Annotated in this window: 22 protein-coding genes; 13 read left to right on the top strand and 9 right to left on the bottom strand. The window is 70.1% G+C overall.

The window, feature by feature from the left end; all coding sequences use genetic code 11:
* Window positions 1-29 precede the first annotated feature (29 nt).
* From ACFOD4_RS09705 to ACFOD4_RS09695, 3 genes are all read left to right on the top strand, one after another.
* On the top strand, window positions 30-854 hold the full coding sequence (locus ACFOD4_RS09705) for a sugar phosphate isomerase/epimerase family protein (RefSeq protein ID WP_379595955.1): 825 nt from the start codon (window positions 30-32) through the stop codon (window positions 852-854).
* Between the two features lie 366 nt (window positions 855-1220).
* Window positions 1221-1700: a hypothetical protein gene (locus ACFOD4_RS09700; protein WP_379595954.1), complete on the top strand. Its 480-nt coding sequence runs from the start codon at window positions 1221-1223 to the stop codon at window positions 1698-1700.
* A 3-nt stretch (window positions 1701-1703) separates the two neighbouring features.
* Complete coding sequence (locus ACFOD4_RS09695; protein ID WP_379595953.1) at window positions 1704-2945, top strand: HlyD family secretion protein; 1242 nt, start codon at window positions 1704-1706, stop codon at window positions 2943-2945.
* A 46-nt stretch (window positions 2946-2991) separates the two neighbouring features.
* Here the strand turns inward: ACFOD4_RS09695 and ACFOD4_RS09690 are convergent, their stop codons facing one another.
* The 4 genes from ACFOD4_RS09690 to panC form a co-directional block, all read right to left on the bottom strand.
* A complete protein-coding gene (locus ACFOD4_RS09690; protein ID WP_379595952.1) occupies window positions 2992-5289 on the bottom strand; it encodes an NADP-dependent malic enzyme in 2298 nt (765 codons plus the stop codon).
* Window positions 5290-5490: 201 nt separating this feature from the next.
* Window positions 5491-7092 (bottom strand): ABC transporter substrate-binding protein, encoded by a 1602-nt coding sequence (locus ACFOD4_RS09685; RefSeq protein WP_379595951.1) that lies wholly within the window; start codon window positions 7090-7092, stop codon window positions 5491-5493.
* 138 nt (window positions 7093-7230) lie between these two features.
* The gene (locus tag ACFOD4_RS09680) at window positions 7231-8838 is read right to left on the bottom strand and encodes an ABC transporter substrate-binding protein (protein WP_379595950.1); all 1608 of its coding nucleotides are present in this window, start codon (window positions 8836-8838) and stop codon (window positions 7231-7233) included.
* Window positions 8839-8959: 121 nt separating this feature from the next.
* A complete protein-coding gene (panC, locus tag ACFOD4_RS09675) occupies window positions 8960-9808 on the bottom strand; it encodes a pantoate--beta-alanine ligase (RefSeq protein WP_379595949.1) in 849 nt (282 codons plus the stop codon).
* A 118-nt stretch (window positions 9809-9926) separates the two neighbouring features.
* Between panC and mutS the strand changes: the two genes are divergently transcribed.
* From mutS to ACFOD4_RS09645, 6 genes are all read left to right on the top strand, one after another.
* The gene (mutS, locus tag ACFOD4_RS09670; protein WP_379596074.1) at window positions 9927-12671 is read left to right on the top strand and encodes a DNA mismatch repair protein MutS; all 2745 of its coding nucleotides are present in this window, start codon (window positions 9927-9929) and stop codon (window positions 12669-12671) included.
* Complete coding sequence (locus ACFOD4_RS09665; RefSeq protein ID WP_379595948.1) at window positions 12668-15484, top strand: [protein-PII] uridylyltransferase; 2817 nt, start codon at window positions 12668-12670, stop codon at window positions 15482-15484. Before mutS ends, ACFOD4_RS09665 begins: the two co-directional genes overlap by 4 nt.
* 115 nt (window positions 15485-15599) lie before the next feature.
* A complete protein-coding gene (locus ACFOD4_RS09660) occupies window positions 15600-15950 on the top strand; it encodes a hypothetical protein (protein ID WP_379595947.1) in 351 nt (116 codons plus the stop codon).
* A gap of 107 nt (window positions 15951-16057) precedes the next feature.
* A complete protein-coding gene (locus tag ACFOD4_RS09655) occupies window positions 16058-16372 on the top strand; it encodes a hypothetical protein (RefSeq protein ID WP_379595946.1) in 315 nt (104 codons plus the stop codon).
* Between the two features lie 100 nt (window positions 16373-16472).
* A complete protein-coding gene (locus ACFOD4_RS09650; RefSeq protein ID WP_379595945.1) occupies window positions 16473-17003 on the top strand; it encodes a Smr/MutS family protein in 531 nt (176 codons plus the stop codon).
* Window positions 17000-17374 carry a helix-turn-helix domain-containing protein gene (locus tag ACFOD4_RS09645; protein WP_379595944.1) on the top strand — a complete coding sequence of 125 codons (375 nt, stop codon included), beginning with the start codon at window positions 17000-17002 and terminating at the stop codon, window positions 17372-17374. The genes ACFOD4_RS09650 and ACFOD4_RS09645 overlap by 4 nt, the downstream gene beginning before the upstream one ends.
* Here the strand turns inward: ACFOD4_RS09645 and mltA are convergent.
* Window positions 17344-18402, bottom strand: coding sequence for a murein transglycosylase A (gene mltA / locus ACFOD4_RS09640; protein ID WP_379595942.1), 1059 nt, complete (start codon window positions 18400-18402; stop codon window positions 17344-17346). The two genes, ACFOD4_RS09645 and mltA, sit on opposite strands and share 31 nt — an antisense overlap.
* 11 nt (window positions 18403-18413) lie before the next feature.
* Window positions 18414-19082, bottom strand: a complete 669-nt coding sequence (locus ACFOD4_RS09635; protein ID WP_379595941.1) for a Tim44/TimA family putative adaptor protein — start codon at window positions 19080-19082, stop codon at window positions 18414-18416.
* Window positions 19083-19258: 176 nt separating this feature from the next.
* On the opposite strand from ACFOD4_RS09635, the gene ACFOD4_RS09630 reads away from it, so the two are divergent.
* On the top strand, window positions 19259-19816 hold the full coding sequence (locus ACFOD4_RS09630) for a histidine phosphatase family protein (RefSeq protein ID WP_379595940.1): 558 nt from the start codon (window positions 19259-19261) through the stop codon (window positions 19814-19816).
* A 145-nt stretch (window positions 19817-19961) separates the two neighbouring features.
* On the opposite strand, the gene ACFOD4_RS09625 is transcribed toward ACFOD4_RS09630, so the two are convergent.
* Window positions 19962-20102, bottom strand: coding sequence for a hypothetical protein (locus tag ACFOD4_RS09625; protein ID WP_379595938.1), 141 nt, complete (start codon window positions 20100-20102; stop codon window positions 19962-19964).
* A gap of 330 nt (window positions 20103-20432) precedes the next feature.
* Between ACFOD4_RS09625 and secB the strand changes: the two genes are divergently transcribed.
* The 3 genes from secB to ACFOD4_RS09610 are packed head-to-tail and all read left to right on the top strand — an operon-like array spanning window position 20433 to window position 23305.
* Window positions 20433-20954 (top strand): protein-export chaperone SecB, encoded by a 522-nt coding sequence (gene secB, locus ACFOD4_RS09620; RefSeq protein WP_379595937.1) that lies wholly within the window; start codon window positions 20433-20435, stop codon window positions 20952-20954.
* A gap of 30 nt (window positions 20955-20984) precedes the next feature.
* Window positions 20985-22508 (top strand): murein biosynthesis integral membrane protein MurJ, encoded by a 1524-nt coding sequence (gene murJ, locus ACFOD4_RS09615; protein ID WP_379595935.1) that lies wholly within the window; start codon window positions 20985-20987, stop codon window positions 22506-22508.
* A gap of 59 nt (window positions 22509-22567) precedes the next feature.
* Complete coding sequence (locus tag ACFOD4_RS09610) at window positions 22568-23305, top strand: class I SAM-dependent methyltransferase (RefSeq protein WP_379595933.1); 738 nt, start codon at window positions 22568-22570, stop codon at window positions 23303-23305.
* Window positions 23306-23327: 22 nt separating this feature from the next.
* On the opposite strand, the gene ACFOD4_RS09605 is transcribed toward ACFOD4_RS09610, so the two are convergent.
* Both ACFOD4_RS09605 and ACFOD4_RS09600 read right to left on the bottom strand, forming a co-directional pair.
* Window positions 23328-23624 carry a hypothetical protein gene (locus ACFOD4_RS09605; RefSeq protein ID WP_379595931.1) on the bottom strand — a complete coding sequence of 99 codons (297 nt, stop codon included), beginning with the start codon at window positions 23622-23624 and terminating at the stop codon, window positions 23328-23330.
* Between the two features lie 205 nt (window positions 23625-23829).
* On the bottom strand, window positions 23830-25293 hold the full coding sequence (locus ACFOD4_RS09600) for an HAD family hydrolase (protein ID WP_379595929.1): 1464 nt from the start codon (window positions 25291-25293) through the stop codon (window positions 23830-23832).
* Window positions 25294-25449: the final 156 nt, after the last annotated feature.

Raw genomic sequence — 25449 nt, 5'->3', positions numbered from 1 at the left:
CGCGGATCAACCTGACACGGGGATGACACATGACCGACCGCCCGAAGCCAATTCTTGGCGCCGCTCTGGGGCTGAACGGCCTGATGGCGCATCGCGACTGGGTGCTGGAAAAGCAGCGCGACGTCGAGTTGCAGGATTTCCACACCGCCCAGGCGCTGGACGATGACTGGCGGCCGCTGGCCGAGGAAACCCGCCGCATGCTGGACGGCCATACCGGCCGGCGCGGGCTGCACGGCCCGTTCTGGGGCTTCAAGATCGACAGCCACGATCCGGAGATCCGTGCCGTGGTGCGGCGCCGCCTGTTGCAGGGGCTGGAATGCTGCGCCTTTCTGGGCGCCGACCAGATGGTGATCCATTCGCCCTTCTCCACCTGGGACGGCAACAACCTCGACGCCTGGGACAATGCGCGGGAGCAACTCGTCGAGCGCGTTCACCTGACGCTGAAGGATGTGGTGGCGCGGGCGGAAAGCCAGGGCTGCACCCTGGTGATCGAGAACATCGAGGACCGCGACCCGCGCGACCGGGTGGCGCTGGCGGCCTCCCTCAACAGCGCGGCGGTGCGCGTTTCGCTGGATACGGGCCATGCCCACTATGCCCATGTCTCCACCGGCGCGCCGCCAGTGGACTACCACGTCCGCGCCGCCGGCGAGGCGCTGCACCACATCCACCTGCAGGATGTGGACGGCTATGCCGACCGGCACTGGGCGCCGGGGCGCGGCACCATCCTGTGGCCCTCGCTGTTCGACGCGCTGGCGAAGATCCATTCCAATCCCCGGCTGATCCTGGAGCTGCGCGACAAGGGAACGCTGCGCGAGGGGGCGGCGTATCTGGAGCGGCTCGGCGTCGCGGAGTAGGGCCGGGCGGGGGACTGGGCCGGGATGGGCCGGGGGCACGGCGTGCGCGCCCCCTCTCCCGCCGATCCGGCCGGCCTGCGGCCTTGTCTGTCCCCAAGGGGCTTTTCGTTGACCCCCTCGGCGGCACGGAGATAGGCTCCGCCCCGAGGGTCTTTCGAAATCCGATCGGCGCCCCTTGCGCGCGGCGCGGCGGCAGATCGCCACGACCCTTCACGGAATGGCGCGGGCCTTGGCTTGGCGCCGAGCGGCTGCACGGCGCCCCGCCACACATTGCGGAGCCCCGTGAGGATACTGCCTGCAGAACTGATGGACACGCTTTGAGAAGCTGACATCGCGGCCGCGGCCGCCTGGAGGAGGGGATTCCCGATGGATGTCTCGCCGCATTCCGCCGCCTCGCACCACCTGCCCTTCTACCTGCCGGACGCTGACGGCTCCGACCCGGTGCTGGTGGGCACAGGGATTTTCCTGATCGTCGCGGTGATGGCGTTTGGCCTGCTGTTTCTGCGGCTGCATACCCTGCCCGAGCGCCTGGCCCATGGCGGGCAGAAGCTGCAGTTCGAGATTGTTGCCGTGCTGGGGCTGCTGGCGCTGTTCACCCACATGCATGTTTTCTGGGTGGCCGGGCTGCTGCTGGCACTGGTGGATCTGCCGGACCTTACCGGCCCGATGCGGCGCATCGCCGGCTCGGCCGAAAAGGTGGCCGGCCTGCCGCCGGGCGGCGGCGACACGGCACCCGCCATCCGGCCCGCACCCCACGCCGCGCCCGAAGCACGGAGCCACGCCCCCGCCGCGCCGCAAAACATGCCCCCCGCGCCGGCACCGATGCGCAAGGGGCGCGAGGCCTGAGCCATGCTGGAGCTGATCGTCTGTTCGCTGCTGACCATCTTCCCCGACTACCTGTTCCGGCGCTACGCGCAAAACAAGCGGATCGGGCGGGATATCACCCTGTTTTCCGTCTGGTTCGAGCTGCGCTGGGGCATCGTTTCCTGCGTGCTGCTGACGGTCGCCCTGATCACGGCGGTGTTCTACTTCCATCCTTCCACCACCTATGTCACCGCCGTGTTCCGCAGCGTGCCGATCCTGCCGGAAACCGGCGGCCGCATCGCCGAGATCCATGTGCGGGGCAGCGACCGGGTCGAGGCCGGGCAGCCGCTCTTTCGCCTGGATGACAGCACGCAGCGCGCCGCGGCCGAAACGGCGCGCCGGGCGGTGGCCGAGGTCGATGCCGCCTTCGCCCTGGCACGGGCCGACCTCGCGGCGTCCGAGGCGCGCATCCTGGAGGCGGAGGGCGCGCTGCAACAGGCGCGGGACGAATACGCCACCCGCGCAGAGCTCAATCGCCGCGCCCCCGACGTTGTCGCGCGGCGCGAGATCGAGCGGCTGGCGGTGCATGTGCGCACGCGCGAGGCCGGGGTCGACGCTGCGCGCGCCGCGCGTCAGGCGGTGGAAGCCAGGCTGAACCAGCAGCTTCCGGCGCAGCGCGACAGCGCCCGCGCCGCGCTGGAGCAGGCGGAGGTGGAGCTCGGCAAGACGGTGGTGCGCGCCGGCGTCACCGGGCGGGTGGAGCAGTTCCTGCTGCAGGTCGGCGATGTGGTGAACCCGCTTCTCCGCCCCGCCGGCGTGCTGGTGCCCGAGCATGGCGGCACGCGGCGCACGGGGCTGGCGGCAGGCTTCGGCCAGATCGAGGCGCAGGTTCTGCGGCCGGGCATGCTGGCGGAGGCGAGTTGCGTGTCACAACCCTGGACGATCATTCCCATGGTGGTGACAACCGTGCAGGGTTTCATCGCCTCCGGCCAGTTGCGCAGCATGGACCAGCTGCAGGACCTGCAGCAATTCAGCCGGCCCGGCACCGTGCTGGTGGTGCTGGAGCCGCTTTATCCCGGCGGCATGGACGGGATAATGCCGGGCAGCAGCTGCATCGCCAACGCCTACACCAGCAACCATGACCGGCTGGCAGAGCCCGGGATCGGCACCGGCGAATGGCTCGCGCTGCACGCGATCGACGCGGTCGGGCTGGTGCACGCCATCCTGCTCCGCATCCAGGCGCTGCTGCTGCCCTTCAAGACGCTGGTGCTCAGCGGCGGGCACTGAGGCCCGTCGCGAAGCATCGGGGGGGGGAAAAAACCCCCTGCCGTGTTCAGCGCTGGATGGCGGCGTGGGCGGCGAAGCAGGCCATGTCCAGGATCTGGTTCACCGTGCTGCCCATGTTCACGATCTGCACCGGCTTCTCCATGCCGACCAACAGCGGTCCGATCGTGGTGCCGCCGGTCAGGAAGGGCACCGCCTTCGACAGGATGTGGGCCGCATGCAGGCCCGGCATGACCAGGATGTTCGCCGGCCCCGTCAGGCGGCAGAACGGGTAAAGGGCGCGCAGCTGCGGGCTGAGCGCGACGTCCGCGGCCATTTCGCCGTCATACTCGAAATCCGTTTCCTGCGCGTCGAGCAGGCGCACCGCTTCGCGCACAGGACCGGTGATGGTGCCGCCCGGATCGCCAAAGGTGGAGAAGGACAGGAAGGCGACCCGCGGCGTCAGGCCCAGCTTGCGTGCCTCGGCCGCCGACTGCCGGGCGATGCCGGCCAGCGTCTCGGCCGAGGGGCGCTCATGGATCATGGTGTCGGCGACCAGCACCGTGCCGGCGCGGCGCGACAGCATCAGCGAGAGGCCGAACATCACCGTGCCCGGCTCGGTGTCGATGGCGAGGCGCACATTCTCCAGCGTGTCGTTGGAGGAGCGGGTGACGCCGGACACCATGGCATCCGCGTCGCCGGCGGCCACCATGCAGGCGGCGAAGGCGTTGCGGTCCTGGTTCACCAGCCGCTGGCAGTCGCGGAACAGGAAGCCCTGGCGCTGCTTGCGGCTGTAGAGGTAGTCCGCGTAGCGGCGGTTGCTGTCCGAGAGCCGGGCGTTGTGGATCTCGATCCCGTCGGGCAGCGGGATGCCGAGCGACGCGACGGTGGCGTTGATGCGGTCCTCCCGTCCCACCAGCACCGGCGTGCCGTAGCCCGCCTGGGCATAGGCGATGGCGGCGCGGATCACCTTCTCTTCCTCGCCCTCGGCGAAGGCGACCTTTTGCGGGCTGGCCTTCAGGCGCTCGGTGATGGCTTCCAGCGCCGAAATGCCGATGTCGAGGCGCCCGGCCAGCTCGCGCGCGTAGCGGTGGAGGTCCGGGATCGGCTTGCGCGCCACGCCGCTCTCCATCGCGGCCTTGGCCACGGCGGGGGAAACGCGGGCGATCAGGCGCGGGTCGAAGGCGTGCGGGATGATGTATTCGGGACCGAAGCGCAGGCCGAGGCCGCCGCCGGCGCCGGCCACTTCCTCCGGCACGTCCTCCCGCGCCAGCATGGCCAGCGCCTCGGCCGCCGCCACCTTCATCGGGTCGTTGATGGTGGAGGCGCGCACATCGAGCGCGCCGCGGAAGATGAAGGGGAAGCCCAGAACGTTGTTGACCTGGTTCGGATAGTCCGAGCGGCCCGTCGCGATGATGACGTCGGGGCGCACCGCGCGCGCATCGTCCGGCGTGATCTCGGGGTCGGGGTTGGCCATGGCGAAGATGATGGGGTTCGCGGCCATGGAGCGGACCATGTCGGCGGTGACCGCGCCCTTCACCGAAAGGCCGAAGAAGGCGTCGGCACCCTCCAGCGCCTGCGACAGGGTGCGCAGGTCGGTCTTCACCGCGTAGGCCGACTTCCACTGGTTCATGCCTTCGGCACGGCCCTGGTAGAGCACGCCCTTGGTGTCGCACATGATGATGTTCTGCGGCTGCATGCCCATGGCACGCACCAGCTCGGCGCAGGCGATGGCGGCGGAGCCGGCGCCGTTGATGACGAGCTTGGTGTCGCGCAGCTCGCGCCCCGTCAGGTGGCAGGCATTGATCAGGCCGGCGGCGGCGACGATCGCCGTGCCGTGCTGGTCGTCATGGAAGACGGGAATGTCCATCAGCTCGCGCAGGCGCTGCTCGATGACGAAGCATTCCGGGGCCTTGATGTCCTCGAGGTTGATGCCGCCGAAGGAGGGGCCGAGATAGCGCACGGAATTGACGAAGGCGTCCACATCCTCGGTGTCGATGCAGAGGTCGATGGAATCGACGTCGGCGAAGCGCTTGAACAGCGCGGCCTTGCCTTCCATCACCGGCTTGCCGGCCAGCGCGCCGAGATTGCCGAGCCCGAGCACCGCCGTGCCGTTGGAGATGACGGCGACCATGTTGCCCTTGGCCGTGTAGTCGTAGGCCAGCGACTTGTCGCGGTGGATGTGCAGGCAGGGCTCGGCCACGCCGGGGGAGTAGGCGAGCGACAGGTCGCGCGCCGTGGTCAGCGGCTTGGTGAGACGGATCTCGAGCTTGCCCGGCTTGCCCTCGGAATGGAGCGCCAGCGCCTCCTCGGCGGTGATGCGCGCGGTGCGCGTATCAGCCACCGGCATGTTCTTCGTGTCGTCCATGATGCTGTGGAGCTCCCGAGCGTTCGTCATGCCCTTTATGTCGGCATCGGGAGGCAGGCGAAACCCGGCAGCTTCGCGGGTGCGAGATAGGCGCCGCGGAGTTGGCCGGCGGCGCCCGGCCGGAAGCCGAGGGAAAAGGGCTTCCGCACCCTGGCGGGCATCGCCGCTCCGGGGAGCCGGCGGTGCCGGAGCGGCAAAGGCCTAGGCGCGCCGCACACCCCAGGGATAGGGCGCGCTGCCCTCGATCATGCCGGTGAGGTTGGTGCGGTAAGCCGTCCGGATGGTGAACTGGCCGAGGGGAATGGTGGCCACCTCTTCCAGCGCCAGCCGGCCCAGCTCGGCCGCCGCCTTCTTCTGCCCTGCCTCATCCGGGGCGAACAGCCATTCCTGCGTCAGCGCTTCGGCCCGCTCGCTGCCGTACCAGCCGAACCAGCCCTTCTCGCCCAGGCCGCGGCAAAGCGGGGACGTCGCCGGGCTGCCGTAGTTGGTGGCGCTGCCGGTGGTGTGGAAAATGCTCCAGCCGCCGCGCTCCACCGGCTCGCGCGAGTTGCGCCGCTGGATCACCGTGCCCCAGTCGCTTTCCATCAGGTCGACATTCACGCCGATCTGCATCAGCGCATCGGCCGTCACCTGCCCGAGCGGGCCAATATCGGGGAAGTCGGTGGGGTTGATGATGGCAACCTTCTGCCCGGCATAGCCGGCTTCCTTCAGCATGGCGCGGGCACGGTCGAGATCGCCCGGCATCAGGTCCTTGTTGTCGGCGTAGTAGGGCGTGTGCTTTGGCCAGATGGAGTGCGTGTCGGTCCAGGAGGAGGTATCGTCGCCCTGCGCCGCGCGCATGTAGTTTTCCTGGACCACGGAGGTCAGGACGGCGCGGCGCATCTTCACGTCGTTGAAGGGCGGCTGGAGGCAGTTGAGGCGCGCGAGCGCCATGCGGCCGGCCTTGTCCATCACCTCGCGGCGGATGTTCTTGTTGCGCGCCAGCATGGCCTGAAGATCGACCTGCGGCCTTTCCCACCAGTCGATCTCACCATTCATCAGCGCGCCGGCGGCGGTGGCCGCGTCGGTGATGATGTTCCATTCGATGCGCCGGAAATGCGCGACCTTGGCGCCGGTGGCGTGGTCGGGCGGTTCCTGCCGCGGCACGTAGCCGTCGAACTTCTCATACGCCACGCGGCTGCCGGAGTTGAACTCACTGGCCAGAAAGCGGTAGGGGCCGGAGCCGACCATCTCGGTGATGGCTTTGGTGGAATCCGTCTGCGCCAGCCGCTCGGGCATGATGAAGGGGATGGAGGAATCGGACTTTCCGAGCGCCATCAGCAGCAGTGGAAAGGGGCGGCTGAGGCGGATCTCGAAAGTGCGGTCGTCGACTGCGCGCCATTCATCGACAATGGCCGCGACAAGCTGGCCGAAGGGATCACGGGAGGCCCAGCGCCGCACGCTGGCGATGCAGTCGGCGGCACGCACCGGCTCGTTGTCGTGGAAGCGCAGGCCGTCGCGCAGGCGGATGCGCCAGGTCTTGCCATCGTCCGACACCTCGTGCCCCTCGGCCATCTGCGGCTGTGGCCGGCCCCGGGCATCGAGCGAGTAGAGCGTGTCGAAGACGTAGTAGCCGTGATTGCCGGTGACGGTGGCGGTGGTCCAGATCGGGTCCAGCGCGGTGAGGTTGGCCTGCGGAACGAAGCGCAGCGTGTTCGCGGCGGCGCCCTGCGCGATGGCCGGACGGGCCAGGGGTGACAGGGCGGGCAGCAGGGAGGCGCCGGCGGCCGCCTTGAAGAAGGAACGTCGGTCGATGCGGGTCATGCGGAAGTCTCCCTGTTCGTGCCGGCCTGTACCGGAGGGCCGGAGCCCAGCACGATAGGGTTTTGCCGCCGCCTCGCAAGGCGTGAACCGGGGGCGGAACGACCCGCTCCGGCTCCGCCGAAACAGGCCGCGCGGGCCTTACTCCTTGGACATGCGGTCGAAATAGGTGGCGAAGCCGTTCCAGGTCCAGTTCCGCACATTGTCGCGCACGCCGGCCACATAGACGGTCTGGAACAGAAAGGCCGCCGGGCCACGCTGCATCATGTCGCGCTGCAGCCCGGCGTAGATCGCTGCGCGCTTCGCCTCGTCACGCTCCATCAGCGCGGCCTCGACCTGCTTGTTGGCCTCGGCATCCTGGAAAGCGGCGCGCCAGGACGGGAACTGGGTCAGCTTGGCCTCGACGCGGTTGTCGGGGTTGAAGATCAGACGGGACGCATTGGCGTGTGCGTCCGGCATGCCGGCGCCCCAGCCCAGCATGGCGCTCTGGAACTCGCGGCCGCGATGGCGGGCGAAAAGCTGGGCGTTGGCCATCTGCTCCAGCCGGATGCGCACGCCGGCCTGCGCCGCGTTGGCCTGGATGTGCTGCGCGATGGCCGAGGCATAGGGGTGGCTGCCCAGGATCATCACCGTCTCGAACCCTTCCGGCCGCCCGGCCTCGGCCAGCAGCGCGCGGGCGCGGGCAATGTCGAGGCTGAAGGGCTGGCCTTCCTTCTCGTCCAGTGCGCCGAAGGAGCCGAGGGGGACGAAGCTGGCGCGCGGCACGCCGTCATAGGCCATGACCGATTTCGCCAGCCCGTCGTAATCGACGAGGTAGCGCATCGCGAGGCGCACCTTCTCCTCGGCGAAGACCGGGTCGGCGCTGTTGAAGCCCCAGTAGAACAGCGTCGGCTTGCGCGTGCGCTCCAGCCGCACGCCCTTCGCGCCTTCCAGCGCCCGCAGATCCTCGGGCGTCAGGTTGCGCGCCACGTCGATGTCGCCCTTCTCGAGCAGCAGGCGCTGGGTGCCGGCCTCGGCCACGTGGCGGATGATGATGCGGCGCAGCTTGGGCACCTCGCCCCAATGGTCCTTGTTGGCTTCCAGCACCACCACCTCGCCGGAGTTCCACTGGCGCAGCCGGTAGGGGCCGACGCATTCGGTGCGGCTGGTGAGGTAGCGGTTGCCCATGTCGCCATTGTTCTCGTTGGCGGACAGGGTCTTGCGGTCCAGCAGCGCCGAGACGCGGTTGGCGGCGACGGCCTGCAGGATCAGGCCCGGCGGGTAGGGCTTGTCGAGCGCCAGCACCAGGGTGCGGTCGTCGGGTGCGGTGATGCGGCTGTCCACCGTGTCGCGCGTGAACCCGTAATCGGTGAGCTGCGCGGCGTTGCCGAAGTTCAGCTTCACCACGCGCTGCATGGACCAGGCAAGGTCGGCCGCGCTGGCCGCGCGGCCATCGGCGAAGCGCAGCTTGTCGCGCAGGCGAAAGGTGATGCGTAGCCCGTCTTCCGACACGTCCCAGCTTTCGGCCAGGGCGGGGATGACCTTGGACTCGTCGGCGGGGTCGAAGGCGGCGAGGCTGTCGCAGGTGTTGCCGAAGATTTCGCTGGTGACGACCTCGGCGATCTGCGCGGGATCGAAGGTGGAGATGGCGTCGATGTTCCAGGCGACGACGAGCTGGTCGCGCGGGGTCGCAGCCCAGGCGCACGGCGCGGCGGCGATGCCGGTGGCCAGGGCAAGGCCGGCCAGGGCGAGACGGGGTTGACGGAACATCGGCGGCGCTTCCTCCGTGGCGGAACAGGGACCACGGAGCAGGGCGGAACCACGGCATCCGGGCGATGCCATGGAGACACGTCCGGCGCCCGCAGGCCAGCCCCCTCCGCGGGGAGGTTCATCAGCCCGGCAGGCGGGCCGCCATGTTGTCCAGCAGGCGCACATCGCCCAATCGGGCGGCGGCGAGCAGCCGGGCCTCGCCGCGCCGCCCCTCGGGCCAGGGCCGCATGGTGTCAGGTTCCACCAGCGCCAGGTAGTCCGGCACGAGGCCGGCGGCGGCCAGCCGCGCGCCGGTTGCCGCCAGGATGGCGCCGGGTGCCGCACCCTCGGCCATGCGGCCGATCACGCCGCCCATTTCCTGCGCCAGAACGGGCGCCAGGGCGCGTTCGGGCGGGGACAGGCGGGCGTTGCGCGACGAAAAGGCGAGCCCATCCTCTTCCCGGACCGTGGGGTGGCCGACAATGCGGACCGGCATGTCCAGATCCGCCACGGCGCGGCGCACCACCTGAAGCTGCTGCCAGTCCTTTTCGCCGAACACCGCCAGATCGGCGCCGGTCTGATGGAACAGCTTGGTGCAGACGGTGGCGACGCCCCTGAAATGGCCCGGACGAGCGGCGCCCTCGAAGCCCTCGGACGGGCCGCCCACCTCGATCGTCGTGGCGGCACCGGGCGGATACATGGCCTCCACCGGCGGCAGCCAGACCAGGTCACATCCGGCACCGCGCAGCTTCTCCAGATCTCCGGCCTCGTCGCGCGGGTAGCGGGACAGGTCCTCGTTCGGACCAAATTGCAGCGGGTTGACGAAGATGGACACCGCAACCTCGTCGGCCTGGCGGCGCGCTTCCGCCACCAGCGCCAGGTGGCCGCGATGCAGCGCGCCCATGGTGGGCACCAGGCCGAGGCTGCGTCCCGCCGCGCGACGGGCGATGCGCGCGTCCCGCAGTTCCGTCAGGTCGCGAATGATCCTCATGGCCGTTCCTCCCTTCGTCGAAGCGGGCCAGCCTTGGCGGAGCCGGGCGCGGATCGCAAGGCGGAGGCTGCCGATGCCGTCGCGCGGCGGGGCGATCTGCTCTAGGAAGGGCGGCGTGATGCAGACCGATGTTCCCCGCCCGATGCGCTCCGCCGAGGGCGCGACCCCCGCCATGGCGCAATGGTTCGCCGCCAAGGCGCAGCATCCGGACGGCTTCGTGTTCTTCCGCATGGGCGATTTCTACGAGCTGTTCTTCGAGGACGCGCAGGAAGCGGCCGCGATCCTGGGGCTGGCCGTCGCGCATCGCGGCGAACACCGGGGCGAGCCCATCCCCATGGCCGGCGTGCCGGTGCACGCGCTGGAAGGCTACCTCGCGCGGCTGATCCGCCAGGGCCACCGCGTCGCCATCTGCGAGCAGCGCGAAACGCCGGAACAGGCCAAGGCACGCAAGGCGCCGACCATCCGGCGCGAGATCGTGCGCCTTGTCACGCCCGGCACGGTGACGGAAGAGGCGCTGCTGGAGAATGGCCGGCAACCCTGGCTGCTGGCGCTGGCTTTCGCGGAGGGGGAGCTGGGGGCCGCCTGGGCGGATCTGTCCACCGGCGCCTTTGCCTGCGAGACGCTGCGGATCGCCGATCTGCCGGCGCTGATCGCGCGGCTGGACCCGGCCGAGATCCTGGTGCCCGAAGAGCTTCTGGGCCATCAAGCGCTGAGTCCCGTGGCGGAGCGCTTGACGCCCGCCGAGCCGTCCCGCCAGCCGGCAGCGCGGATCGCGGATTTCTTTGGCGTGGCCTCGCTGGACGGTTTCGGCAGCTTCGCCGATGCGGAGGTGGCGGCCTGTGCGGCGGTGGCCGATTATCTGCGCCGCACGCAGGGCTGGGAGGCCGGCAGCGGCGCCGCGCCGCGCCTGCGCCCGCCGGAGCCGCAGGGCGGGCGCGAGACGCTGCGCATGGATGCGGCGACGCGGCGCAGCCTGGAGATCCTGCGCTCCGAGCGCGGCGACACGCGCAACTGCCTGGCCGCGGCGGTGGACCGGACGCTCACCGCCGCGGGGGCGCGGGAGCTGGCCGCGCGGCTGGGCGCCCCGCTGACCGATGCGGCGGCGATCGCCGCGCGGCACGATGCGGTGGAGATGCTGCGCGATGCGTCGTCGTTGCGCGCGACGCTGCGCGGCTGCCTGAAGGCGGCGCCGGACATGGCACGGGCGCTGGCGCGGCTGGCGGTGGACCGCTTCGCCCCGCGCGACTTCGCCGCGCTGCGCGACAGCCTGGGCCGGGCCGAGGCGATGGAGGCGGCGCTGGCCGAGGCCGGCCCCCTGCCTGCCCGGCTGGAAGCGGTGCGCCGGGCGCTGCGCCCCGGCGATTCGCCGCGCGGCGAGCTGTTGCGGGCGCTGTCCGCCGAATTGCCGGCGCGGCTGGAGGATGGCGGGCTGGTCGCCGCCGGCTATGACGGGGAGCTGGACGCGCTGAAGCGGCTGCGCGACGACGCGCGTGGCGCCATCGCGGCCATGCAGATGGAGCTGGCGCGCGACTGGGGCGTGGCCAGCCTCAAGATCCGCCACCACCAGCAATTCGGCTACCTCGTCGAGCTGCCCGCCGCCGCCGGGGAAAAGCTGCTGCGCGCGCCGCCCGTCGCACTGGCGGGCACGCCCCGCGCGCCGATGCACCGGCAGACCATGGCCAATGCGCACCGCTTCACCTGCCCGGCCCTGGCCGAGCTGGATCGCCGGCTCGCGGCGGCGGGGGAGCAGGCGCAGAAGCGGGAAGCCGCCATCGTGCAGCACCTGCGCGGCCTGTGCCTGGAGGCCGGCCGCGCCATCGATGCCGCCGCCGCCGCCATGGCCGAGATCGACGTGCACGCGGCCGCCGCCGAACTGGCCGCGGGCGGCGGCTGGTGCCGCCCGGAGATCACTGACCGTACCGATTTCGCCATACGCCAGGGGCGTCATCCGGTGGTGGAGGCAGCGCTCGCGCGCAACCGCGGCCCGGCCTTCGTGCCCAACGACGCGGACCTTTCGGCCGGGCAGCGGTTGTGCCTGCTGACGGGGCCCAACATGGCCGGCAAGTCCACCTTTCTGCGGCAGAACGCCATGGTGGTGGTGCTGGCCCAGGCCGGGCTGTTCGTGCCCGCGGCCTCGGCGCGGATCGGGCTGGTGGACCGGCTGTTTTCCCGCGTCGGCGCGGCGGACGACATCGCCGGGGGCCGCTCCACCTTCATGGTGGAGATGACGGAAACGGCGGCCATCCTGAACCAGGCGACGGCGCGCAGCCTCGTGGTGCTGGACGAGGTCGGGCGCGGCACCGCCACCTGGGACGGGCTGGCCATCGCCTGGGCAGTGCTGGAGGCGCTGCATGACCGCATCCGGGCCCGCGCCGTCTTCGCCACGCATTTCCACGAGCTGACGGCCTTATCGGGCAAGCTGCCGGAATTGCAGCTGGCGCACATGAAGGTGCGGGAGCACCGGGGCGAGGTGGTGTTTCAGCACCAGGTGGCGCCGGGGGCGGCGGAGAAATCCTGGGGGCTGCATGTGGCGAGGCTGGGCGGCGTGCCGCGCGCCGTGGTGGCGCGGGCCGGCGCGGTGCTGGCGGCGTTGGAGGAGCGCGCCGCCGGGCTGGAGCCGCTGGCGGAGGAGATGCCGCTCTTCGGCGGCACGGTTCCGCAGCGATCCGCCATGACGCAACCCCCGGTGGAAGAAAGCGCCGCCCTGGAGGCGCTGGATGCGTTGGACCCCGATGCACTCTCCCCGCGCGAGGCGCTGGAGGCACTGTATCATCTCAAAATGCTGCGGCGCGAAAAGGATTTTGAAAAAGGCGCTCACGAAGCTGTTGCCCGGACGCGCGGCACGATAACATCGGTGGAATGAGTAGCTCCGGCGATCTCCCCGACGCCCTTGCCCCCGCCGCCGAAACGGCCCGGCCCGCCCCGCTCCGGCCGCTGCCGGATGTCGTGCTCGACCTGATCCCCTCCCCCGATTCGCCGGTGGCGCGCGACGCGGCGCTGGGCCTGCTGCGTCGCCAGCTCGGCCGCATCCAGAGCCGCGTGCAGGAAGCCTTCGAGGCGCATGCGCTGTCCGGCCTGACTGCCGCGCGGATGCTGGGCGAGCTGACGGACGGGCTGATCTTCGCCATCCACGCCTACACCCTGGCGCAGCCGCCGGGCGAGGCGGCCAAGGGGTCTGCGGCGGGCGACGAGCCGTCCTTCGTGCTGGCGGCGACCGGCGGCTATGGGCGCGGCGTGCTGGGGCCGTATTCCGACATCGACCTGCTGTTCCTCTCCGATCGTCCGCTCGGCCCGCGCGGGCGGCGGGCGGTGGAGTTCATGCTCTACCTGCTCTGGGATCTGGGACTGAAGGTGGGGCACGCCACGCGCTCCATCCACGAATGCCTGGAGGATGCGCGGGCGGACGCCACCATCCAGACGGCGCTGCTGGATGCCCGGTTCCTGGCCGGCGACGTCGCCGTGTTCGAACGGTTCCAGAACGCCTTCGCCGAAGCGCGCGAGCAATGGGGCGTGGGGCAGTTCCTCCTCGCTAAGCGCGCGGAGCGCACCGCACGCCACCGCCGCTACGGCGACAGCCCCTATCTGGTGGAGCCGCACCTGAAGGAAGGGCGCGGGGGACTGCGCGACGTGCAGACCATGTACTGGCTGGCGCGCTACGCCTTCGGGGTGCGCAAGATGCCGGAGCTGGTGGGGCCGGACAGCCCCGGCGGCGGGCTGCTGACGGCGCGGGAAGCGCGCGCCTTCCGCCGCGCCTGGGACTTCCTGTGGACGGTGCGCTTCCACCTCCACTACGTCACCGGTCGCGCCGAGGAGCGCCTGACCTTCGACCTGCAGCCGGTGGTGGGTGCCCGCATGGGCTATACCCGGCACGGCAAGCAGGACGGGGTGGAGCGCTTCATGAAGCACCTGTTCCTGACGGCGCGCGACGTGGTGCGGCTGTCGCGCCTGCTGGAGCCGGCGATCGAGCGCGCGACGCTGGGCCCGCCCGCCGTGCAGCGCGCCGCCGACGCGGCGCTGGCCGAGGCCGGCATCGCCATCGCCGACGGCAAGCTCCTGATCGTGCCCGGACTGGCGGTGGAGAAGGAGCCGGCGGTGATGCTGCGGCTGGTGCGCGCGGCGCGCGACCGCAACATGGAGCTGCATCCTCTGGCGCACCGGGCGCTGATCCGCAACGCGCCGCTGGCGGTGGGCATGCGCGGCGACAAGGCGGCCAGCGACCTGTTCCTGGACCTGCTGCAGGGCAAGGATTCAGCCCGCTGGATCCGCGTGCTGAACGAGGTCGGCTTTCTGAGCCGCTTTATTCCCGACTGGGCGCGCATTGTCGGGCTGATGCAGTTCGACACCTACCACGTCTTCACGGTCGAGGAGCACACGATCGAGGCGATCGCGGTGCTGAACCAGCTGCAGCGCGGCGAACTGGCCGAGGCGGTGCCGGTGGCGTCCGAGCTGATCGGGCAGATCCATTCACACCGCGCGCTCTATGTCGCGATGCTGCTGCACGACATCGCCAAGGGCCGCGGCGGCGACCATTCCGAGATCGGCGCCGGGCTGGCGCAGGAGATCTGCCCGCGGCTGGGGCTGACGCCGGAGGAAACGGAAACCGTGTCCTGGCTGGTGCTGAACCACCTGCTGGTCAGCCAGACCGCCTTCAAGCGCGACATCGACGACCCCAAGACCATCCTCGACATCGCCGAGGTCGTGCAATCGCCCGAGCGGCTGCGCCTGCTGCTGGTGCTGACCGTCGCCGACATGCGCGCGGTGGGCCCCAAGGTCTGGAACGGCTGGAAGGCGACCCTGCTGCGCGAGCTCTACTGGCGGGTGGCAGAGGTGCTGGCCGGCGGGCTGTCGGTGCCGGAGCGCGACGTGCGCGTGGCGCGGGCCAAGCAGGCGGCGGCCGACATGCTGGCCACCTGGCCCAAGGAGGCGGTGGAGCACTTCCTGGGCCTCGGCTACCCCGGCTACTGGCTGTCCTTCGACCCTGAGAGCCATGCCCGCCATGCCGGCATGATCCGTGAGGCGGAGGAGCGCGGCGCGCCCCTTTCCGTCTCAACGCGGGTGCTGGAGGCGCGGGCGGTGACCGAGGTGACGGTGTACTGCTCCGACCACCCCGGGCTGTTCTCCCGCATCGCCGGGGCGCTCGCGGTGGCCGGTGCCACCATCGTCGATGCGCGCATCCACACCATGACCAACGGCATGGCGCTCGACACCTTCTGGGTGCAGGACGCCCAGGCGGCGAATGCGGGAGGCGTCTTCGATGCCTCGCACAAGCTGGCCAAGCTGTCGGTGCTCATCGAGCAGGCGCTGAGCGGGCGGCTGAACCTGGTGGGCGAGATCGCCAAGGTTCGGCGCGAGCCCGCCCGGTTGCGCGCCGTGCAGGTGCCGGGCCGCGTGGTGATCGACAATTTCGCCTCCAACACCCACACCGTGATCGAGTTGAACGGGCGCGACCGCCCCGGCCTGCTGCACGACGTGACCGGCGCCATCTCGGCGCAGGGGCTGCAGATCGCCTCGGCGCACATCACCACCTATGGCGTGCGGGCGGTGGACGTCTTCTATGTGAAGGACGTGTTCGGGCTGAAGATCGAGAATGAGCGCAAGCTCGCGACGCTTCGCGCGGCGCTGCTGACGGCGCTGACGCCGCCGCCGGCGGAGGATGAGCTGGGCGGTGGCGCATAGGGCGGAACGCAGATGCGGCGTCCGGACGCAAGGTCGAGCGGGAGCTGAAGAACTTCCGCAACCTTCGGGGGCAACCGGGTCTTACCTTCCGCCAACCTGATGGAGAATGCCCGCAATGCGTCCTTCCTTGATGCTGCTCGGCGGCTTCGCTCTGATGCTCGCCGCCTGCGACACCACCCCTCGCGGAGCGGCGTTGCCGCCCGGCTCCGTCTCGCCTTCGGGCGCAGCGCAGGGCAACACGGCCGGCACGGGCAACCTGCAAGGCAACCAGGACCGGGCCACAACGCCTGACAACCTGCCAGGCCGCGCCGCCGGCGGCGTTCCCACGGCCGGTACCGGCCGGATCAACCCGCTGCAGGGCAACGATTCGCAGCCGCCGCGCCCGGGCATGGGTTCGCCCACGGCCCAGAGCAGCACCATCTCGCCGATCCAGGGCCAGGACGATAAAGGCCCCGGCGCGCGCTGAGAGCTGAACCGGTTGCATCACCTTCGTAACGGTGGTGCAACCTTTCTCGGCCTGGGCTAGCGTCTTCGTGTTTGGCGCGCTTTGCGTTGAAACAGGGAGAAGAAACGATGCGTCCATTTCTTGCTCTGGGCGGTGCGGCGTTGCTGCTCGCAGCCTGCAATAACCCGGAATTCACCCCGACACCGACCCCGCCGCTGAGCGGCGCGCCCGGCGCGGGCACGGGCACGCTCGTGCCCAATGAGGGCTTGTCCTCGCAGCCACCCCGTCCGGGGCAAGGTGCGCCGACGGCCGGCACCGGCACGATCGTTCCGAATGAAGGCCTGTCCTCGCAGCCGCCGCGCCCTGGTCGCGGTTCTTCGACGGCGGGCACCGGCGTCATCAATCCGATCGATGGTATCGACAGCCAGCCGCCGCGGCGCTGAGTTGCGCCATCCTCAAGGCTGACGCCGAGGGGAGTGGACAGGGAGGTGCGACGATGGCACCTCCCCGCACCTGCTTCCCTGTAAAGGCTCGCCCGATCCCATGCCCCGCCGTGGCCGAAATCTGACGGAGCAGGAGCGGGCGCTTTGGCGGCATGTGGTCACCGGCGTGGTGCCTCTGCCGGGGCACGCATTGCCGCCCCTGCCGGAAGCGCCCGCGCCGCTTCCCGTTCCATCCCCCGCGCCGCCACCTCCGCTTCTTGCCACGCCCCGCAAGCCCGGCCGAGCGCAGCCAGTGCAGATCGGGCATCAGCCTGGCGGGCTGGACCACCATCGCTGGAAAGACCTGCGGCGCGGCCGCACCCGGCCCGAACGCACGCTGGACCTGCATGGAAGGCGGGCTCAGGAAGCGTGGCAGGCGGTACGCGGCTTCCTGATCGCCGCGCAGTCGGACGGGTTGCGCTGCGTCGCCATTGTCACCGGCAAGGGGCCGGCGCCGGAGGGAGGCGTGCTGCGACGCGAATTGCCGCATTGGCTGAACGGGCCGGAACTGCGGCCGCTGGTGCTGGGGGCGGCGCATCCGGCGCCCAATTCCGGGGTGGTGCACCTGCTGCTGCGGCGGCGGCGCGGATGACGCCCTTCGGCGCCCGCCTTCGCGCGCTGCGCGCGTCGCGCGGCATGACGCTGAAGGAGATGGCGGCCGAACTGCAGATCTCGGCGGCCTATCTCTCGGCGCTGGAGCATGGCCGGCGTGGACTGCCTTCCGCCGGGCTGATCCACCAGGTGAACGATCTGTTCGAGATCTGGGACGAGGCGGACAACATGGCTGAGCTGGCGCGGCTGTCGCATCCGCGCGTGACGCTGGACACCGCGGGGCTGTTGCCGGAAGCGACGGCGCTGGCGAACCTGCTGGCGCTGCGGCTGCGCACCCTGCCGCCCGAGGCGGTGGCGGAGCTGCGGCGGGTGCTCGATACCTATTCGGCGGCGGCGGGTTCCAGCACGTAGAGCGTCGCGCGGGCCTTCATCCGGCCGGCGGCCTCGGCGGCGTCCGCTCCCCATCCCCAGAACAGATCGGCGCGCGCAGGGCCACGGATGGCGCCGCCGGTGTCCTGCGCCAGCACCAGCCGCCGGATGGCGGCGCCCGTGAGGGGATGTTGCGTTTCGATCCAGACCGGATGGCCGAGCGGGATCTGGGTGCGATCCACCGCGATGGAACGCAGCGGCGTCAGCGGCACGCCCTGGCTGCCGCGTGGTCCCTGCTCCGGTGCGGCCTGGGCCTCGCGGAAAAAGACGTAGGAGGGGTTTTCAGCCATCAGCGCCCTGGCACGGTCCGGGCCGGCGCGTTCCAGCCAGGCCAGGATGGTCTGCATCGAGACCTGCTCGCGCGGGATTTCGCCGCGGTCTGCAAGCAGGCGGCCAATCGGCACGTAGGCGTGGCCGTTCTGCGCGGCGTAGCCCATGCGCCGGATCGAGCCATCGGGCAGTACCACCCGGCCCGAACCCTGGATCTGCAGAAAGAACTTGGCCGCCGGGTCGTCCACCCAGAGCAGCACGGGAGCGGGGCTGGCGCCGGCTTCGATGGCGGCGCGGTCGGGGTAGGGCGCCAGACGGCCCTGCTCCACCCTGCCGGCAATGCGGCGACCCTTCAGGTCGTCGGCGAAGCGTCCGAGATCCACCTCCACCAAATCGGTCGGGCGGCCATGCAGGGCGGCGGGAAAGGCGGGGGAGACAGTGGCGGAGCCGCGCAGCTCGGGCTCGTAATATCCGGTCATCAGCCCTTCGCCCGCGAGGCGAAGGGTAAAGCGGCGTTCAAAGAAGGCGCGGGCGGCGGCGTGGTCGCCGGATGGCAGGGCAGCGGCCTCGGCGCAGAGTGGCTCGGGGAACCGAGCCGGGCGGCAGCCGGCCACGAAAGCCGGCACCGCCTCGGCAAGGCGGTCCTCTCCCCAGCCGGGCAACTCGGCCACCCGTTGCGGAACGGCGGAGCAGGCGGCGAGCAGAGCGGCCAGCAGCAGCGCCGGAAAGCGGGCAGGCACGGGGCGGCGGATCAGGCCGACTGCGTTCCGACAAGCTTCCAGGTCGGGTCGTCGCTGCCGATCTCGCGCTGGAAGGTCCATAGGTCGGTCAGCTCGGTCACCGCTTCGGTGCCGGTGGTGACCTCGCCCTGCGCGTTGGTGGTGACGTTCACCTGGTCGGACACGATGCGCACCGTGATCTCGGCGATGTTGCCGCGCAGCGCCGCGTTCTCGATGGCCATTTCCTGGATGCTGCGCAGCTCGGTCCGCTGGCGCTCCCCGGCATTTTCGCGCGCGGTGATCGCCTGCTCGAACCCGGCATAGGTATCTTCGGAGAGCAGATTGCGCAGGGTATCCCGATCGCCGGCGGCGAAGGCGGACACCACCATGCCGAAGGCGCCCTCGGCCCCGCCCAGGAAGCCGCGTGGATCAAAGGACGGGTCGGCGCGACGGATTTCCTCCAGCGCGCGACCGGCGGGAGAGCTGCCCATAGGCAGGATCTGCCGACTGCCGCCCAGCGCGGCCGGGGGCGGCGCGGGATCGGCGTCGCGCGGCGGAACCTGGCCGGGCGCGGCGGGACGTTGCTCCTGCGGCGGACGTTCGTAGCCCTGACGCCGGCCCAGCACGCTGCGCAGCCGCAGCACCAGAAAGGCGGCGATCATGCCGAACAGGATCAGATCGAGCGGGAAGCCGCCGGACATTGCATTCTCCTCATGTACGACATGTAAGGGGCGTGGCGGCGGGCCGCAACGGTCGGCGGGGGCGCAATTGTGGATGTTGCGACCATTTGCCGGAGCGTGGCGACGCCTATACTGCCGCCGGACCGTGGCCCTGACACCGTGGCCTCCCCTTCACCCCGTCATTCCGGAGTTCCACCATGATCCTGCTGCGCCACGGCCAGAGCGAGTTCAACCTGCACTTCACCGCGACGCGGCGCGATCCGGGCATCAAGGACCCGAAGCTCACGCCCCTGGGACAGTACCAGGCGGAACGCGCCGCCGAAGCGCTGGCCGCCGAGGGGATCACGCGCATCATCGCCAGCCCCTATACCCGTGCCCTGCAAACGGCGGCACCGCTGGCACGGTTGCTCAACCTTCCGGTGCTGGTGCAGCCGCAAGTGCGCGAGCGCTACGCCTTTACCTGCGACATCGGCTCGCCGCGCACCGAGTTGTCGCTGCAATGGCCAGAGTTGGACTGGGCACATCTGGAGGAAGTCTGGTGGCCGGCGGTGGAAGAGCCGGCCGACCAGGTGGAGGCGCGCGCCCGTCTGTTTCGCGACGAAATGGCGGTGCTGGAGGATTGGAACAGCACGGTGGTGGTGTCGCACTGGGGATTCATCCTGTCCATGACAGGCGAATCGGTGGCGAACGGGCAGTGGCTGCGGTGCGATCCGACGGGGCTGGCGCCGGATTCTGTGGATTGGCGCCATCGCTGAGGCTGGCACGGGAAAGCCGGGCCTGCCCGGGTTTTGCGGCCGGTCCGGCCCCGGACGAGCGACGCGGGCCGCCAAGGGCCTCAGGGTGGGCGGGAACGCCGTCCAGTCCGGTGGTTTCCGGGCAGGCGGCGACGCTCTTCACGCCTCACGGGACGCGCGCCAGCGCCCCGGCTGAGGCACCCATGGGCAGCGAGGCGGGCAGCACGTCAAGCTTCGGCAGCGCCACCAGGCCCCATTCCCCGATCACCGGCCCGGCCAGCCTCGCCGGCAGGGCGGTGTAGATCACCCATGCGGCGGACGCTGATGGCGTGGCTCGATCACCGTCAACCGGGCTTTGTGGCTGCGTGGCCTCCCCGCATCGCTGTCACGGGTCGCGAGCGGCCGGCCTGGCGAAGTTCCGGGGCCGCCGCTCGCCAGTCTTGAAAGCCCGGATCCCCGGGAAGCCAACGCTGCCTGGCAGCGGCAGGCTCCGGGATGGCTCATCCGAGGCGGCAAGCTTCTCCCCCCTGAACACCGCCACCGGGATTCTTGCGATGCACGGGGCGGCGCCCTGTGACAGCGGGCGCGGCGCGTGCTACCCCGCGCCGCTGAACCGGAACAGCACCAGGTCCAGAGCATGTCCGACACGCAGACCCCGCCCGCCAATGGCCAGATCCCCGAGGGCGCCGCGCCCCAGGGCCCGCTGCTGCTGAACCTGCAGTACACCAAGGACCTGTCCTTCGAGGTTCCCGGGGCGCCCGACATCTTCACCCAGCTGCGCGAGCAGCCGCGCATCGACCTGGCGCTGGACGTGCAGGCGCGGCCGCTGCAACAGGGCGGCAACGTGTTCGAGGTGGCGCTGCAGATCCGCGCCGACGCCCAGGCGACGCTGGCCGAGGGCAAGACCCAGACCGCCTTCATCGCCGAGCTGGTGTATTGCGGCATCTTCACGGTGAACGTGCCGCAGGAGCACCTGGAGCCGCTGCTGCTGGTCGAGTGCCCGCGCCTGCTGTTTCCCTTCGCCCGCAACATCCTGGCCGATGTGACGCGCGATGGCGGCTTCCCGCCGGTGCTGCTCTCGCCCATCGACTTCGTGGCGCTGTGGCAGTCCCGCCGCGGGCAGTCCGCCGAGAACGGAACGCCGGTCGCCAACGCCTGACGCCCCGGCTCGCCGCACGGCGCCAGCGGGATGCTGAAGAACATCCTGACCATCGGCGGCTGGACGTTTGCCAGCCGCATCCTGGGCTTCGCGCGCGACATGCTGATCGCGGCGACGCTGGGCGCCGGGCCGCTGGCGGATGCCTTCTTCATCGCGCTGCGCCTGCCCAACCTGTTCCGCCGCCTGTTCGGCGAGGGCGCCTTCAACGCCGCCTTCGTGCCGGCCTTCACCGGCATGCTGACGCTGGAGGGGCCGAAGCGCGCGCGGGAACTGGCCGGGCACATGTCCACGCTGATGACGCTGTGGCTCGGCATCATCACCGTGCTGGGCATGATCTTCATGCCGCAGATCATGAGCGTACTGACGCCCGGGCTGGTGGATGACGCGTTGCGCTTCGGCCTGGTGGTGGAGCTGTCGCGCATCACCTTTCCCTACCTGCTGTTCATCTGCCTCGTCGCGCTGGTGTCGGGCGTGCTGAACGCCATCGACAAATTCGCCCTCGCGGCCGGCGCGCCGCTGATGTTCAACCTGTTCGCCATTGTTTCCCTGTTCGCGCTGACGCCGTACGTCGCGACACCGGCGCACGCCCTGGCCTGGGGCACCATGGCTTCGGGCGTGGCGCAGCTGATCCTGGTGGTGCTGGCGGCGCGCAAGGTGGGGATGGGCTTTCCCATCGTCTCCTGGCCGCGAATCACGCCGGAATCGCGGCAGGTGGTGCGGCGCATGCTGCCCGGCATCCTGGGCGCCAGCGTGACCCAGCTCTCGCTGGCCATCGACATCTTCATCGCCTCGCTGCTGCCGGTGGGGGCCATCAGCTACCTGACCTATGCCGACCGGGTGGCGCAGCTGCCGCTCGGCGTGGTCGGCGCGGCGGTGGGCACCGCGCTGCTGCCGGTGCTGTCGCGCCAGCTTCGCGGCGGCAAGCCGCTGGCGGCGCACCGCTCCATGAACCGCGCGGTGGAGCTGTCGCTGGCGCTGACCCTGCCGGCGGCGGCGGGGCTGATCGTGCTGGCGCAGCCTATCGTGCACGTGCTGTTCCAGCGCGGCGCGCTGGGGCCCGAGCAGGCCGACCTGGTGGCCACCGCGCTGCGGGCCTATGCGCTGGGCCTGCCGGCCTTCGTGCTGATCAAGGCCTATGCGCCCGGCTTCTTTGCCCGCGGCGACACGGCGACGCCGGTCAAGATCGGCATTGTCGTGGTTGCGGTCAACCTGGGGCTGAGCCTGACCCTGTCGCAGTATCTGGGCCATGTGGGCATTGCCCTCGCCACCTCCCTGGCGGCCTGGGCCAATGCCGGGCTGCTGGTCGGGCTGCTGCTGCGGCGGCGGCATTTCCATGCCGACCGCCGGCTGCGGCGGAACCTGTGGCGGCTGATGCTGGCGACCGGGGCCATGGCGGCGGCCTTGTGGGCCGTGATGCCCTGGCTGTTCCCGGCGAATGGGCTGATGGAGCTGGTGGGGCTGGCGCTGCTGGTCGGGCTGGGCATGACCGTGTACTTCGGCATGACTCAGCTGCTGGGCGCGCTGCGGCTGCAGGACCTGCGCCGACGGCGGTGAACAGGCGGACGGAATAGCGGGGGCTTCCCGCCGCGTCCGCAGGCGCTATCCTGCGCGGCATGACCCAGACCACCGATTTCGGATTCCGCGAGGTACCCCGTGAGGCCAAGGCCTCCATGGTGCGCGAGGTGTTCGACAGCGTCGCGCCGAAATACGACATCATGAACGACCTGATGTCGCTGGGCCTGCACCGGGCCTGGAAGCAGGCCTTTGTCGCCGCCATTGGCGCCGGGCCGCGCGACACGCTGCTGGACCTCGCTTCCGGAACCGGGGACGTGGCCTTCCTGGCCAAGCGCCGTGGCGCGGGCAAGGTGATCCTGGCCGACATCAACGCCGCCATGCTGGGCGTGGCGCAGGGCCGCGCGCTGGACAAGGGGCTGGCCACCGGCCTCAGCTTCGTTTGCTGCGATGCGGAGAGGATCGCCCTGCCGTCGGCCAGCGTGGAGCGTGTGTCCATGGCCTTCGGCCTGCGCAACTGCACCGACAAGGATGCGGTGCTGCGGGAGGGCTTCCGCATGTTGCGGCCCGGCGGGCGGATGTGCGTGCTGGAATTTTCCAGGCTGGAGGTGGCGGCCCTTCGGCCGCTCTACGATGCTTGGTCGTTCAAGGCGCTGCCCGCGATCGGCGGGCGCATCGCCAATGACGCCGAGAGCTACCAGTACCTGGCGGAAAGCATCCGCATGTTTCCCGACCAGCCGACGCTGGCCGGGATGATGGAGAAGGCGGGGTTCGAGCGCGTATCCTGGAGCAACCTGTCGGGCGGGATCTGCGCCATCCACACGGGCTGGAAGCTGTAGACCGCCTTCACCCTCCGCCGGTTCAGCCGCGCGGCTGGACCGGGGTGTAGACGATGTCGCCATTCTCGCCCTGGCCGGCGAAGCTGGCCACCGCGTCATGCTGCGCCGGGGTGCCGGGGGCGTAGAGATAGCGGGCGTTCTCACCCCGGCCGATCACCTGGACCGGGCCGCCGCCCAGGATATTGCCGCCGTCATTGGAATAGTCGACAGCGAAGTTCTCGCCCATCCGCACCACCTCGATGCCGGATTCCGCCGCGGCGGCGCCGCCTGCCAGGCCGATGAGGAGCAGGGCGGGGAGCATGGCATTACGAAGCTTCATGGTTCTTTTTTTCCTTGCGATCACGGCCTCAGCGGCCGGTGAGTTCGCAGGAAATGCCCCCGCCAGGCGGCTGCCGCCAATCCTTCCCCGTGATAGCGGGCATTGCCGCCCCTGATGACAGGGCCATGACGGCAGGCGCCTCAGCACGAAAAAACCCCGGTTCCGCTGGGAGCCGGGGTCTTGATCGACAGAACGGGACGGGGCCTCAGGCCGAGCTGGCGGCCGAGCCCAGGTCCCGCTGCCGATAGCGGCGCGCCATGTCCAGCACCCGCGACTTACTGAGACGTGCCAGGCACCAGACCAGCATGAGGCCCACGGGCAGCAGGTTCTCGGAGAAGGAGAACACACCGGTCGTCGCCAGCAGGCAGAGGCCGACACCCCAGAGCGTCGTGCGGAAAGCCTCCTTCTTCAGGGTCTTGTGCCTGCCGCCCAGGCGGTAGGTCGTGTAGATGGCCCACATGGTGGTGACCTGTGCCAGGGCCAGCACCACGCCCACCTCGGTCGGGCGCAGCAGAAAGAAGACCGGCAGATACTTCATCAGCTGAAGCACCGGGTAGATGAAGACCCGGCTCTGCACGTCCTGCCTGTTGTAGATGAAGAACAAGACCCGGAGCAGCAGCAGCGAGATGGCCCAGGAGGCCATGGCGGCGAACATGTCCAGGCTGGGCAGGAGGTCGGCGAAGGAGGCGAGGGCGCAGCCCGCCGCCCCGAGCCCGGCTGCCCAGAACCAGGCGGAGGGAAAGATCGGGTAGTCGCGGAACCGCTCCATCTCCGGGCTCAGCGTCGGCTTGGCCTCGGACCGGGAGGCCACCATGTCGTTCTCGAAATAGCCCATCTCGTAGACGGCCATCAGCGAGATCACGAAGAAGGGCATGATCAGCAATGCCCAGGCGACTTCGTGCAGCGAGGTGGACACGGCCAGCACCAGCAGCAGGACATCCACCAGCAGGATCTGGTCGATCGCGTAGGACAGGTTGTACTTGGCGCGGATCGTGTAGCGCAGGGGGAAGTACAGACGCTCCGAGGCGCGGAACTCTTCGCCCTGAGGCTCGATCAGGATGCCGTGGCGCGCTGCCGAGAGCAGGTCCCGGTCATCCAGGGAGTCGGAGATGGCCGTGGAGGCGGCGACCTCCTCGCGTCCGAACAGGGTTGTCAGCAGGCCGAGCTTGCCCTGGCGGAAATGGCCGAGGCCGGGCAGCCATGGCGTGGCCACCCTTGGCACGGCTTCCCACCGGCTTCCTCGCAACAAGTCTCGAACGATGAACTCCATGCCGAAGGTCACCAGCACGATGCGGTCCGCCGGAAGGCGGGACAGCCCGTCCAGCACCACGCGGCTCTCATGCCGGGCGAACAGGGCCGGGGCATTGCGGCGCCAGGCCAGCAGCGTCCAGGGCATCAGCAGCACGATCAGGGCGACGCAAACATAATCGCGCAGGCGGAACCAGCGCGGGAGGCCCGTCAGCCGCCAGGGAACGCAGTCGCGCACGATGAAGTCGATCGCCGCCGCCATGAAGGCAGGCTTGCAGGAGGCGATGAAGAGCTCGGTGCTGTTGCAGGAAAAGACCGTGTGGTCGAAGTCAACGAAGACCCTGCCCTGGTCCGTGCTGGCCCGTTCGCACAGAGCGCTTTCCAGGTCACGCCTTGCCAGGCGATCACGGGTCTCCGACATCCCGGCTATCCTTACATTCTGCAGATCGGCCTACAGGATGAGGAAGTCGTGTGCACTGCGCAAGACAAACATCTGCCGTCCAGGTCATTCCGTATTAAAAAGAAATCTCATTTTCGATCTGCGTCCCAATAATACTCCGCTATTTCTGTGCTGCTT

The organism is Teichococcus globiformis, from assembly GCF_042646265.1.
Classification (GTDB): Bacteria; Pseudomonadota; Alphaproteobacteria; order Acetobacterales; family Acetobacteraceae; genus Pseudoroseomonas; species Pseudoroseomonas globiformis.
Note: the sequence above shows the minus strand (reverse complement) of the source record. Positions and strands in the feature narration are given on the sequence as shown.

What these genes read in the sequence shown, in the direction of transcription:
- ACFOD4_RS09655 (WP_379595946.1), top strand. Translation starts at nt 16,058, where the DNA reads ATGCGTCCATTTCTTGCTCTGGGCGGTGCGGCGTTGCTGCTCGCAGCC.
- murJ (WP_379595935.1), top strand. Translation starts at nt 20,985, where the DNA reads ATGCTGAAGAACATCCTGACCATCGGCGGCTGGACGTTTGCCAGCCGC.
- ACFOD4_RS09600 (WP_379595929.1), bottom strand. Translation starts at nt 25,293, where the DNA reads ATGTCGGAGACCCGTGATCGCCTGGCAAGGCGTGACCTGGAAAGCGCT.
- ACFOD4_RS09680 (WP_379595950.1), bottom strand. Translation starts at nt 8,838, where the DNA reads ATGTTCCGTCAACCCCGTCTCGCCCTGGCCGGCCTTGCCCTGGCCACC.
- ACFOD4_RS09650 (WP_379595945.1), top strand. Translation starts at nt 16,473, where the DNA reads ATGCCCCGCCGTGGCCGAAATCTGACGGAGCAGGAGCGGGCGCTTTGG.
- panC (WP_379595949.1), bottom strand. Translation starts at nt 9,808, where the DNA reads ATGAGGATCATTCGCGACCTGACGGAACTGCGGGACGCGCGCATCGCC.
- ACFOD4_RS09645 (WP_379595944.1), top strand. Translation starts at nt 17,000, where the DNA reads ATGACGCCCTTCGGCGCCCGCCTTCGCGCGCTGCGCGCGTCGCGCGGC.
- ACFOD4_RS09660 (WP_379595947.1), top strand. Translation starts at nt 15,600, where the DNA reads ATGCGTCCTTCCTTGATGCTGCTCGGCGGCTTCGCTCTGATGCTCGCC.
- ACFOD4_RS09605 (WP_379595931.1), bottom strand. Translation starts at nt 23,624, where the DNA reads ATGAAGCTTCGTAATGCCATGCTCCCCGCCCTGCTCCTCATCGGCCTG.
- ACFOD4_RS09630 (WP_379595940.1), top strand. Translation starts at nt 19,259, where the DNA reads ATGATCCTGCTGCGCCACGGCCAGAGCGAGTTCAACCTGCACTTCACC.
- ACFOD4_RS09690 (WP_379595952.1), bottom strand. Translation starts at nt 5,289, where the DNA reads ATGGACGACACGAAGAACATGCCGGTGGCTGATACGCGCACCGCGCGC.
- ACFOD4_RS09695 (WP_379595953.1), top strand. Translation starts at nt 1,704, where the DNA reads ATGCTGGAGCTGATCGTCTGTTCGCTGCTGACCATCTTCCCCGACTAC.
- ACFOD4_RS09705 (WP_379595955.1), top strand. Translation starts at nt 30, where the DNA reads ATGACCGACCGCCCGAAGCCAATTCTTGGCGCCGCTCTGGGGCTGAAC.
- mutS (WP_379596074.1), top strand. Translation starts at nt 9,927, where the DNA reads ATGCAGACCGATGTTCCCCGCCCGATGCGCTCCGCCGAGGGCGCGACC.
- ACFOD4_RS09635 (WP_379595941.1), bottom strand. Translation starts at nt 19,082, where the DNA reads ATGTCCGGCGGCTTCCCGCTCGATCTGATCCTGTTCGGCATGATCGCC.
- secB (WP_379595937.1), top strand. Translation starts at nt 20,433, where the DNA reads ATGTCCGACACGCAGACCCCGCCCGCCAATGGCCAGATCCCCGAGGGC.
- ACFOD4_RS09665 (WP_379595948.1), top strand. Translation starts at nt 12,668, where the DNA reads ATGAGTAGCTCCGGCGATCTCCCCGACGCCCTTGCCCCCGCCGCCGAA.
- ACFOD4_RS09610 (WP_379595933.1), top strand. Translation starts at nt 22,568, where the DNA reads ATGACCCAGACCACCGATTTCGGATTCCGCGAGGTACCCCGTGAGGCC.
- ACFOD4_RS09700 (WP_379595954.1), top strand. Translation starts at nt 1,221, where the DNA reads ATGGATGTCTCGCCGCATTCCGCCGCCTCGCACCACCTGCCCTTCTAC.
- ACFOD4_RS09685 (WP_379595951.1), bottom strand. Translation starts at nt 7,092, where the DNA reads ATGACCCGCATCGACCGACGTTCCTTCTTCAAGGCGGCCGCCGGCGCC.